This is a genomic window from Streptomyces sp. (assembly GCF_050698815.1).
Lineage (GTDB): Bacteria > Actinomycetota > Actinomycetes > Streptomycetales > Streptomycetaceae > Streptomyces.
Genome location: NZ_JBOHCV010000676.1, coordinates 1 through 11375, shown reverse-complemented (window position 1 = coordinate 11375; position 11375 = coordinate 1). Strand labels below are relative to the sequence as shown.

The 11375-nt window shown below is 69.7% G+C and carries 7 protein-coding genes and 1 pseudogene; 4 read left to right on the top strand and 4 right to left on the bottom strand.

All coding sequences use genetic code 11. The annotated features are described in order from the left end of the window. Positions 1-542: 542 nt before the first annotated feature. Positions 543-1832, bottom strand: coding sequence for a citrate synthase (locus ACRDP3_RS24235; RefSeq protein WP_431519122.1), 1290 nt, complete (start codon positions 1830-1832; stop codon positions 543-545). Between the two features lie 162 nt (positions 1833-1994). After that, positions 1995-4241, bottom strand: coding sequence for an SF1B family DNA helicase RecD2 (gene recD2 / locus ACRDP3_RS24230; protein ID WP_431519121.1), 2247 nt, complete (start codon positions 4239-4241; stop codon positions 1995-1997). Positions 4242-4435: 194 nt separating this feature from the next. Here recD2 and ACRDP3_RS24225 point away from each other — a divergent pair, with 194 nt between their 5' ends. The 4 genes and pseudogenes from ACRDP3_RS24225 (at position 4436) to rbsD (ending at position 9542) form a co-directional block, all read left to right on the top strand. Then, positions 4436-5446, top strand: a complete 1011-nt coding sequence (locus tag ACRDP3_RS24225) for a LacI family DNA-binding transcriptional regulator (RefSeq protein WP_431519120.1) — start codon at positions 4436-4438, stop codon at positions 5444-5446. After that, entirely contained in the window at positions 5443-7062 is a 1620-nt protein-coding gene (locus tag ACRDP3_RS24220; protein WP_431519119.1) for a sugar ABC transporter ATP-binding protein, read from the top strand. The genes ACRDP3_RS24225 and ACRDP3_RS24220 overlap by 4 nt, the downstream gene beginning before the upstream one ends. A gap of 103 nt (positions 7063-7165) precedes the next feature. After that, positions 7166-9104: pseudogene (locus ACRDP3_RS24215) on the top strand (ABC transporter permease/substrate-binding protein). A 3-nt stretch (positions 9105-9107) separates the two neighbouring features. Then, complete coding sequence (rbsD, locus tag ACRDP3_RS24210) at positions 9108-9542, top strand: D-ribose pyranase (protein WP_431519118.1); 435 nt, start codon at positions 9108-9110, stop codon at positions 9540-9542. 165 nt (positions 9543-9707) lie between these two features. Here the strand turns inward: rbsD and ACRDP3_RS24205 are convergent, their stop codons facing one another. Next, positions 9708-10556, bottom strand: a complete 849-nt coding sequence (locus tag ACRDP3_RS24205; protein WP_431519117.1) for a sugar phosphate isomerase/epimerase family protein — start codon at positions 10554-10556, stop codon at positions 9708-9710. Next, positions 10553-11375: DUF993 family protein (locus ACRDP3_RS24200; protein ID WP_431519116.1), on the bottom strand; the 823-nt coding region annotated here is incomplete at its 5' end. The genes ACRDP3_RS24205 and ACRDP3_RS24200, both read right to left, overlap by 4 nt.

Here is an 11375-nt window from a genome sequence, read left to right as displayed (position 1 = left end):
CCGCTATGTGGAGCCCTCGACCCGATCAAGTGAGGGAAGAGTAAAGACCCTGTGACGCCTGATGTGTCGGACTCCCGCCTCCTCGACTCTTTCGGGGGAGCGATCGGGAAAGGTGTCCCCAGGTCATTCTCGGCACGCGCGGAACAACGAAAAGCGCCCCGCCGAGCAGGTCCCCCCACGGGCCTGTCGACGGGGCGCTTCCGTTTCCCGGTCATGGATTCCCCCCACGGGATCCTGGCCGGGTGCCTACTGGCTGCACGTACGGGCGGGAGGGCCGCTCAAAGCTCCCCGGGCACGCTTGCCTCTGTTGCTTTGCCGGGTCCGCCCCCCAAGGACGCACTCGACGGTGACGGCGGCTCCGCCGGGAGGCCGCTGCCACCCGGTTAGACGTCCGACCCTAACCAATGGTTACCCCCCAATTTCTGTGACCTATGTCTCTCCATAGATCTGCACGAACGGAAGACCCCATTCCGCTTGGATGGGGTCTTCCGGAGGGCCGTGAACGCGTCGGGCGCCGCTCGCAACCGCGGTTACGGACGGGGTCAGCGGGACTCGACCGGGACGTACTCGCGCTCGACCACGCCCGTGTAGATCTGCCGCGGACGGCCGATACGGGAGCCCGGCTCCTTGATCATCTCGTGCCACTGGGCGATCCACCCGGGCAGCCGCCCGAGGGCGAACAGCACGGTGAACATGCTGGTCGGGAAGCCCATGGCCCGGTAGATCAGACCGGTGTAGAAGTCCACGTTGGGGTAGAGCTTGCGGTCGACGAAGTAGTCGTCGCTGAGCGCGTGCTCCTCCAGCCGCAGGGCGATGTCGAGCAGTTCGTCGCTCTTGCCCAGGGCGGAGAGCACATCGTGCGCGGCCGCCTTGATGATCTGCGCCCGAGGGTCGAAGTTCTTGTAGACGCGGTGCCCGAAGCCCATCAGCTTCACGCCGTCTTCCTTGTCCTTCACCTTGCGGATGAAGGCGTCCACGTCGCCGCCGGAGTTCTTGATGCCCTCCAGCATCTCCAGCACGCTCTGGTTGGCGCCGCCGTGCAGGGGGCCCCACAGCGCGTTGATGCCCGCGGAGATCGAGGCGAACATGTTGGCCTGCGAGGAGCCCACCAGCCGGACCGTCGAGGTCGAGCAGTTCTGCTCGTGGTCGGCGTGCAGGATCAGCAGCTTGTCGAGGGCGTTCACCACGACCGGGTCCAGGTCGTACTCCGCAGCCGGCACGGAGAAGGTCATCCGGAGGAAGTTCTCGACGTACCCGAGGTCGTTGCGCGGATAGACGACCGGATGCCCTATGGCCTTCTTGTAGGCGTAGGCGGCGATCGTCGGCAGCTTGGCCAGCAGCCTTATCGTCGACAGGTGCCGCTGCTCGTCGTCGAACGGGTTGTGGCTGTCCTGGTAGAACGTCGACAGGGCGCTGACCACCGACGACAGCATCGCCATCGGGTGGGCGTCACGCGGGAAGCCGTCGTAGAAGCGCTTGACGTCCTCGTGCAGCAGGGTGTGCTGAGTGATCTCGTTCTTGAACGCGGCCTGCTGGTCGACGGTGGGCAGCTCGCCGTTGATCAGCAGATAGGCCGTCTCCAGGAACGTGCCCCGCTCCGCCAGCTGCTCGATGGGGTAACCGCGGTACCGCAGAATCCCCCGCTCGCCGTCGAGGTAGGTCACGGCGGATTTGTACGCGGCGGTGTTGCCGTATCCCGAATCCAGGGTCACCAGACCGGTCTCGGCGCGCAGCTTCGCGATGTCGAAACCGCGGTCACCGATCGTGCTCTCGATGACGGGGTAGCTGTGTTCATCTTCCCCGTACCGAAGTACTACAGAGTTGTCGCTCACGTCATCCCTCACCGACGTAGTGCCTCATCTTCGAGGTGCCCTGACCCTCTCCACTGTCCCCCACTTCGTGCCGTGCGGTGCACTCGGGGTCGGCCAAAGGGTTCCTTGGTGGCACGCAGTGCCGTCTCTTTCTCCTCATCCTGCACCCTCGACAGGCCGAGGTCACCCCCGGGGACCGCTCCCGTCTCCGGCGGCGAACGGTGCTCCCCGCAGCCGGTGATCAAGAGCGGTGCAGCGTCGCCCCGCCGAGACCTGCCGCACTGCCTGGCCGATCGCCCTGCGTGAGCCCACCAATACCACCAGACGCTTTGCCCTGGTCACGGCCGTATAGAGCAGATTGCGCTGGAGCATCATCCAGGCCCCCGTCGTGACCGGAATCACCACTGCCGGGTACTCACTGCCCTGCGAGCGGTGAATGGTCACGGCGTAGGCATGTGCCAGTTCGTCCAGTTCGTCGAAGGCGTACTCCACCTCCTCGTCCTCGTCGGTGCGCACCGTCAGCCGCTGATCGTCGAGGTGCAGCGCGGTGACGACACCGACCGTGCCGTTGAAGACGCCGTTGGCGCCTTTGTCATAGTTGTTACGTACCTGAGTGACCTTGTCACCCACCCGGAAAACCCGGCCGCCGAAGCGCTTCTCGGGCAGGTCGGGCCGGGCAGGCGTCACCGCCTGCTGCAACAGCCCGTTGAGCGCCCCCGCCCCCGCCGGACCACGGTGCATGGGGGTGAGCACCTGCACGTCGCGGCGCGGGTCGAGGCCGAACTTCGCCGGGATGCGCCGGGCCACCACATCGACGGTGAGCTTGCCCGCCTCCTCGGTGTCGTCCTCGGGGAAGAGGAAGAAATCACTCAATCCGTGGGTGACGGGCTGCGCCCCGGAGTTGATGCGGTGTGCATTGGTCACCACGCCGGACTGCTGGGCCTGCCGGAAGATCCGCTTGAGCCGGACGGCGGGGACGGGGCCGCCCTCGGCGAGCAGATCCCGCAGCACCTCGCCGGCTCCGACGGACGGCAGCTGGTCCACGTCCCCCACCAGCAGCAGGTGGGCACCGGGCGGCACGGCCTTGATCAGCTTGTTGGCCAGCAGCAGGTCGAGCATCGACGCCTCGTCGACGACGACCAGGTCGGCCTCCAGCGGCCGGTCCCGGTCGTACGCGGCGTCCCCGCCCGGCTTCAGTTCCAGCAGCCGGTGCACGGTGGAGGCCTCCGTCCCGGTCAGCTCGGCCAGCCGCTTGGCGGCCCGGCCGGTGGGCGCGGCGAGCACCACCGTGGCCTTCTTGGCGCGGGCCAGCTCGACCACCGAGCGCACGGTGAAGGACTTGCCGCAGCCGGGCCCGCCGGTGAGGACGGCGACCTTCTCGCTCAGCGCGAGCCGCACGGCCTGCCGCTGCTCGGGGGCCAACTCGGCCCCCGTACGCCCCGCGAGCCAGCTCAGCGCGGCGTCCCAGTCGACGTCCTGGAAGGCGGGCATGCGGTCCTCGGGTGCCCGCAGCAGCCGGTGCAGCTGGCCGGACAGCGACAGCTCCGCCCGGTGGAAGGGGACCAGGTAGACGGCGGTGACCGGCTGCCCGTCCTCACCCGGCACGGTCTCCCTGACCACGCCCTCCTCCTCCCCCGCCAGCTCCGCCAGGCAGTCGATGACCAGGCCGGTGTCCACCTGAAGCAGCTTCACGGCGTCGGCGATCAGTCGCTCCTCGGGCAGATAGCAGTGCCCCTGGTCGGTGGACTGGGACAGCGCGTACTGCAGCCCGGCCTTGACCCGCTCGGCGCTGTCGTGCGGGATACCGACGGCCTGGGCGATCCGGTCGGCGGTGAGGAAGCCGATGCCCCACACATCGGCCGCCAGCCGGTAGGGCTGGTTCTTCACCACGGAGATGGAGGCGTCGCCGAACTTCTTGTAGATCCGCACCGCGATGGAGGTGGAGACGCCGACGCCCTGCAGGAAGATCATCACCTCCTTGATGGCCTTCTGCTCCTCCCAGGCCGCGGCGATCTTCTTCGTCCGCTTGGGTCCGAGCCCGGGCACCGCCACAAGCTTGCGCGGATCCTCCTCGATGACGTCGAGCGTGCTGGTGCCGAAGTGGTCGACGATCCGCTCGGCGATCCGCGGGCCGATGCCCTTGATCAGGCCGGAGCCGAGATAGCGGCGGATGCCCTGCACGGTGGCGGGGAGGACGGTCGTGTAGTTCTCCACCGTGAACTGGCGTCCGTACTGCGGGTGGGAGCCCCAGCTGCCCTCCATCCGCAGCGACTCGCCGACCTGGGCGCCCAGCAACGAGCCGACGACCGTGAGCAGTTCGCCGCCGCCACGGCCGGTGTCGACACGGGCCACCGTGTACCCGTTGTCCTCATTGGCATAGGTGATCCGCTCGAGGACCGCCTCGAGCACCGCGTGCTGGAACGACGACATGTCACAGACGGTAGCGCCGGGCACCGACACCGCGGCAGCCTTGTGGACAACGACCTGGCGCATCGCGCGCCAGGTCGTCAATCACGGCCGGAGACCGGGCACTTGCGCGGGCGGGGTACGCTCCGTTCTGATAGCCGATGTAATCGTTACCATGATTGCCGGCAGACACCCGAAACCGACGGCGGGCCCAGCAGTTGACCAGCATCAAGGACGTGGCATCCGTCGCGGGCGTCTCGGTCGCCACGGTCTCCCGGGTGCTCAACGAGCATCCGGCCGTGCGCCCGGACACCCGCGCCCGCGTGCTGTCGGCGGTCGCCGAACTCGGCTACCGCCCCAACGCCGTCGCACGCTCCCTGCGGACCGACCAGACCCGCACGCTCGGTCTGATCATCAGCGATGTGCTGAACCCTTTCTTCACCGAACTCGCCCGCGCGGTCGAGGACGCGGCACGCGAGCGCGGCTACAGCGTCATCATCGGCAACGCCGACGAACGCCCCGCGCTCCAGGAGCATCACGTCCGCACCCTGCTGGACCGGCGCATCGACGGACTGCTCGTCTCCCCCACCGACGGCGGCACCGCGGTGATACGGGACGCCGTGCGCGCCCGTACCCCGATGGTCTTCGTCGACCGCTGGATCCGCGGCATCGACGTACCGGTCATCCATGCCGACGGCCGCGCCGCCGTCCATGACCTGGTCGCCCACCTGTACGCGCTCGGCCATCGCCGGCTCGCCATCATCGGCGGGCCCCGCTCGACCACCACCGGCAACGAACGGGTGGAGGCCTTCCGTACGGCGCTGCGGGCGCACGGGCTGCCGCTGCCCGAGAAGTACATCGGGCAGGGCGACTTCCAGACCGAGAGCGGCAGGCGGGCCACCGCGGCCTTCCTGGATCTGCCCGACCCGCCCCAGGCCGTCTTCGCCACCGACAACCTGATGGCGCTGGGCGCGATGGACGAACTACGCGGCCTCGGACTGCGGGTTCCGGAGGACATGGCGCTCGCCGCCTTCGACGACATCCCGTGGTTCCTGCACACCGACCCGCCGCTCACCGCGATAGCGCAGCCGACCGGAGAGCTGGGGCACCGCGCCGTGCAGGCACTGATCAACCTCGTGGAGGGGCGGTGCGCCGACTCCGTCACCCTCTCCGCCCGCCTTGTCACGCGCCGCTCCTGCGGCGAGAGCGAAGGGAGCAGCAGCCGTTGACCACCTCAGATCCGCACCCCCCACTACCCGCCGACCGGCCACGGCCGCAGCCGCGGGAACTGCTGCGCACCGAAGGGATACGCAAGACCTTCCCCGGCGTGGTCGCCCTCGACGGGGTCGACTTCGCGCTGCGCTCGGGTGAAGTGCATGTGCTGCTCGGCGAGAACGGTGCGGGCAAGAGCACTCTGATCAAGATCCTCTCCGGGGTCCACCGGGCGGACACCGGGCGAGTGCTGCTGGACGGCAAGCCGGTGCGCATCCACGGCGCGCAGGACGCGGAACGGCTCGGCGTCGCCACCATGCACCAGGAGTTCAACCTCGTGCCGCACCTCAGCGTGGCCGAGAACATCTTCCTGGGCCGGCAGCCGCGCCGCTTCGGGCTGCTGGACCGCAAGCGGATGGAGGCGGACGCCGCCGAGCTGCTCGGCCGCGTCGGCGTGGACATCGCCCCCGGCACTCCAGTACGCGAACTGGGCATCGCCCGCTCCCAGATGGTCGAGATCGCGAAGGCGCTCAGCCTGCGCGCCCGCGTACTGATCATGGACGAGCCGACGTCGGCCCTCACCGCCGACGAGGTGAACAAGCTGTTCGACCTGGTGCGGCGGCTGCGCGCCGACGGCGTGGGCATCGTTTTCATCACCCACCATCTGGAGGAGATCGCGGCGCTCGGCGACCGGGTCACCGTGCTGCGCGACGGCCGCAGCGTCGGCGAGGCGCGCGCGGACACCCCCCGCGACGATCTCGTACGGATGATGGTCGGCCGCAGCATCGAACAGCAGTACCCGCGGGTCACCGGTCAGGATCAGCCGACGTCCGCCCGCTCCGGGCGGGACAGCGGCGCGCCACTGCTGCGGGTGTCCGGACTGCGCCGGGCCGGCCGCTTCTCCGACATCGGGTTCGAGCTGCGGGCGGGCGAAGTGGTGGGGCTGGCGGGCCTGGTGGGCGCCGGCCGTACGGAGGTGGCGCGGGCGGTCTTCGGCGCCGACCCCTACGACGCGGGCACCGTGGAGGTGCGGGGCAGACGGCTGCGCCCGCACGACATCAACGCCGCGCTCACCGCCGGCATCGGGCTCGTTCCCGAGGACCGCAAGGGCCAGGGACTGCTGCTGGACTCCTCGGTGCAGGACAACCTCGGACTGGTCACGCTGCGCGGTGCGACCCGCGCCGGGATCGTGGACCGGTCCGGGCAACGCGAGTCGGCGGCCCGTATCGCCGACCGGCTCGGCGTCCGGATGGCCGGTATCGGGCAGCGCACGGGCACTCTCTCCGGGGGCAACCAGCAGAAGGTCGTCATCGGCAAGTGGCTGCTGGCACGGAGCCAGGTGCTGATCCTCGACGAGCCCACCCGCGGCATCGACGTCGGCGCGAAGGTCGAGATCTACGAGCTGATCAACGAGCTGACGGCACAGGGACACGCGGTGCTGATGATCTCCAGCGATCTCCCCGAGGTGCTGGGCATGAGCGACCGGATCCTGGTGATGGCCCAGGGCCGGATCGCGGGCGAACTCACCGCGCGGGAGGCGAGCCAGGACGCCGTGATGGCGCTGGCCGTCGGCACCTCCGCGCCCGTACCGGACAACACCGACATGGACAGGGAGGGCCTCCGTGGCCACTGACATCCACAGCAGCAGCGGCCGGGGAGAGCACTCAGGACACGGGCACCGGCCGGGCAAGGAGCCTGCGGGCGGCCGTGGTTCGGGTGGCGGTCGTGGCGGTGGCCTGCCGCCGGTACTGCGCAAGGTGCTGCTGGACAACGGCGCGCTGAGCGCCCTGGCCGTGCTGGTCGTCTCGATGACACTGCTGTCGGGCGACTTCCTCAGCACCCAGAACCTGCTCAACGTCGGCGTGCAGGCGGCCGTCACCGCGATTCTCGCCTTCGGCGTCACCTTCGTCATCGTGGCGGGCGGCATCGACCTGTCGGTCGGGTCGGTGGCGGCCCTCTCCGCGATCATGCTCGGCTGGACGGCGACCGACGAAGGCCTGCCGGTCTGGCTGTCGGTGCTCCTCGCGGTCGGTACGGGCGTCGGGTGCGGCCTGGTCAGCGGCGGACTCATCGCCTACGGCAAGCTGCCCCCGTTCATCGCCACCCTCGCGATGCTCTCGGTCGGGCGCGGGCTCTCCCTCGTCCTCTCCCAGGGCACCCCGATCGCCTTCCCCGACCCCGTCGCCGCGGTCGGTGAGACGCTCGGCGGCTGGCTGCCGGTGCCGCTGCTGGTGATGGTGGTGATGGGCGGGATCACGGCGCTGGTGCTGGCCCGTACCTACAGCGGCCGTTCGATGTACGCGATCGGCGGCAACGAGGAGGCGGCGCGGCTCTCCGGCATCCGGGTGCGCCGTCAGAAGCTGGTCATCTACGGGCTGTCGGGCGGCTTCGCCGCGATCGCCGGGATCGTGCTGGCCTCCCGGCTCGCCTCCGCTCAGCCGCAGGCGGCCATGGGGTACGAACTGGACGCGATCGCCGCCGTGGTGATCGGCGGGGCGAGTCTGTCGGGCGGCGTCGGCAAGGCTTCCGGAACGCTGATCGGTGCGCTCATCCTCGCAGTTCTACGTAATGGTCTCAATTTGCTCGACGTCTCCGCCTTCTGGCAGCAGGTCGTCATCGGGGCGGTGATCGCCCTGGCCGTCCTGCTCGATACACTCCGTCGTCGCGCATGACCTGCGCGTGGGGAGACCAGCACGTCGTTCGTTTCATCTGCCGTCGACTGCGAGGAATGCAGCAATGAGCACGAGGAAGAGCACGGCCGCCGCACTGACCACCGGCGCACTGATACTCACGGCCACGGCCTGCGGATCCGGCTCCGCCGACAGCGGGGACAAAGGGTCCGTCAAGCTGGGGCTTGCCGTATCGACATTGAACAATCCGTTCTTCGTGGAGCTGAAGAAGGGCGCCGAGGCGGAGGCGAAGGCGCAGGGCGCCGAGCTGAACATCCAGGACGCCCAGAACGACGCTTCCACACAAGCGAATCAGATACAGAACTTCACCAGCCAGAACGTGAAGTCGATCATCATCAACCCCGTGGACTCCGACGCGGCGGGGCCCTCCGTGAAGGCGGCCTCCAACGCCGACATCCCGGTGGTCGCCGCCGACCGTGCGGTCAACGGCGCCAAGGTCGAGACGACCGTCGCCTCCGACAACGTCGGGGGAGGCGAGCTGGCGGCCAAGAGCCTGGCCAAGCAGCTCAACGGCCAGGGCAGCATCATCGTGCTGCGCGGCCAGCCGGGCACCTCGGCCTCGCGCGAGCGAGGTAAGGGCTTCATGACGGCCATCAAGAAGTACCCGGGGATCAAGGTCGTCGCGAAACAGCCCGCCGACTTCGAACGGGCCAAGGGCCTTGACGTCGCCACCAACCTGCTCCAGTCCCACCCCGATGTCAGCGGCGTCTTCGCCGAGAACGACGAGATGGCACTCGGCGCCATCAAGGCGCTGGACGGCAAGGCGGGCAAGCAGGTCAAGGTCGTCGGCTTCGACGGCACCGCCGACGGCCTCAAGGCCGTCAAGAAGGGCACGATGAACACCACCATCGCCCAGCAGCCCGGGGAACTGGGCAAGATGGCCGTACGCAACGCCCTGCGGGTGGTGGAGGGCAGTGACGTGGACGCCACGATCAAGGTGCCGGTGAAGACCGTGAGCAAGAAGAACATCGACAGCTTCTCCTGACCCGTGAAGAAGTCGGGGATACTCAACCGCCACCTCGCCGGCGCGCTGGCCCTGTTGGGCCACACCGACCAGGTCATGGTCTGCGACGCCGGTCTGCCCATCCCGGACGGGCCGCTCGTCGTCGACCTGGCCTTCCGGGCGGGAGTGCCGCGGTTCGCCGAGGTACTCGGCGGCCTGCTGGACGAGCTGGTGGTGGAGGGCGCCACCGCGGCGGCCGAGGTCAGGGACCGCAACCCGGACGCGGCTGCCCTGCTGGACCGCCTGTTCCCCGGCGACTCCCGCTCCCCCGGCCCCTCCGGTTCCCCAGGCTCACCCGGCCTGGAGCTGGTGGCGCACGAGGAGTTGAAGGACCGCACCCGGCAGGCCCGGCTGGTGGTGCGCACGGGCGAGGTGCGGCCGTACGCGAACGTACTGCTGCGCTGCGGGGTGCCGTTCTGACGGCTTCGTGACGCGTGACGGCACCGTAGATGTTTCGAGGGGGCCCGGCCGGGACAGCCGGACCCCCTCGTTTCCCCCCTCGGTCTCTCCACCCCCGAAGAGACCCAAGTACCAGCTAAGACCCCCGATGTCCCGGAACGGTTGTGCTGCCGTCCCGAATTCTTTTCAGGCCGGCTCCAGCACGTGCCGTACGTACCGTTCCACCGTCTCCGCCAGCACCTCCACGCCGTCGCGCGCCCACAGACCGGCGTTGAAGATCTCGACCTCGACCGGGCCGTCGTAGCCGGTCGCCTCCACCAGCTCGCGGAACCCCCGCAGATCGACCGCACCGTCCCCGAGCTGGCCCCGCCCGAGCAGCGCGCCCTCGGGCAGCGGCGTGACCCAGTCGGCGAGCTGGAAGGCCGCGAGCCTGCCGCCCTCGCCCGCCCGGGCGATCTGGCCGGGGACCTGGTCGTCCCACCACAGGTGGTAGGTGTCCACCACCACGCCCACCTGGCCGGCGGGGAAGCGCTCGGCCAGGTCGAGCGCCTGGGCGAGCGTGGAGACCACACAGCGGTCGGCCGCGAACATCGGGTGCAGCGGCTCGATCGCGAGCCGCACGCCCCGCTCCCCCGCGTACGGGCCCAACTCGGCCAGCGCGTCCGCGATCCGCTCCCGCGCCCCCCGCAGGTCGCGGCTCCCCGGGGGAAGACCGCCCGAGACCAGCACCAGGGTGTCGGTGCCGATGGCGGCGGCCTCGTCCACGGCGGCGCGGTTGTCCTCGAGTGCGTGCCGTCGTTCCACCGGGTCGAGTGCGGTGAGGAAACCGCCCCGGCAGAGCGACGTCACGGTCACTCCCGCGTTCCGGAACAGCCGGGCGGCGGCCTCCGGTCCGTACTGGCGCACGGGCTCGCGCCACAGCCCCGCCCGGGTGATGCCGAGCGTGCCGCAGGCGGCGACGAGTTCGGGCAGCGAGAGCTGTTTGACGGTCTGCTGGTTGATGGAGAAGCGGGCCAGGCCCGCGGTGGTGGTCACTGGCGCACTCCGTGGACGGCGAGAAGGTGTCGCATCCGGGTCTCGGCACGCTCCGGGTCGGGGAACAGCCCGAGGCCGTCGGCGAGTTCGTACGCGCGCGCCAGGTGCGGCAGCGAACGTGCCGACTGCAGACCGCCGACCATGGTGAAGTGCTCCTGGTGGCCGGCCAGCCAGGCGAGCAGGACGACACCGGTCTTGTAGAAGCGGGTGGGGTCCTCGAAGAGGTGCCGGGCGAGCGCGACGGTGGGGTCGAGTGCCGCGCGGAAGCCCGCGGTGTCGCCGGCGTCCAGGAGGCGTACGGCCTCGGCGGCCAGCGGCGCGAGAGGGTCGAAGACGCCCAGCAGGGCGTGGCTGAAGCCGTGTTCGTCTCCCCCGATCAGCTGGGGGTAGTGGAAGTCGTCGCCTGTGTAGCAGCGCACTCCGGCCGGCAGCCGGCGGCGCAGCAGCACCTCGCGCTCGGCGTCCAGCAGGGACACCTTCACGCCGTCGACCTTGTCGGGATGTCCGGCGACGATCCGCAGGAAGGTGTCGGTGGCCGCGTCGAGATCGTCGCTTCCCCAGTAGCCACGCAGTGCCGGGTCGAACATCGGGCCGAGCCAGTGCAGGATGACGGGCTGGGCGGCCTGGCGCAGCAGCTGCCCGTACACCTCCAGATAGTCCTCGGGCCCGCGGGCTACGGCCGCGAGCGCACGGGAGGCCATCAGGACGGACTGCGCGCCCGCCTTCTCCACCACGTCGAGCTGTTCCTCGTAGGCGCCCCGCACCCGGTCCAGCTGTTCACCGGAGCCGGTCAGCTGGTCGGTGCCCACACCGCAGGCG

Coding starts and splice junctions, on each gene's coding strand:
- recD2 (WP_431519121.1), bottom strand. CDS start 4,241: ATGTCGTCGTTCCAGCACGCGGTGCTCGAGGCGGTCCTCGAGCGGATC.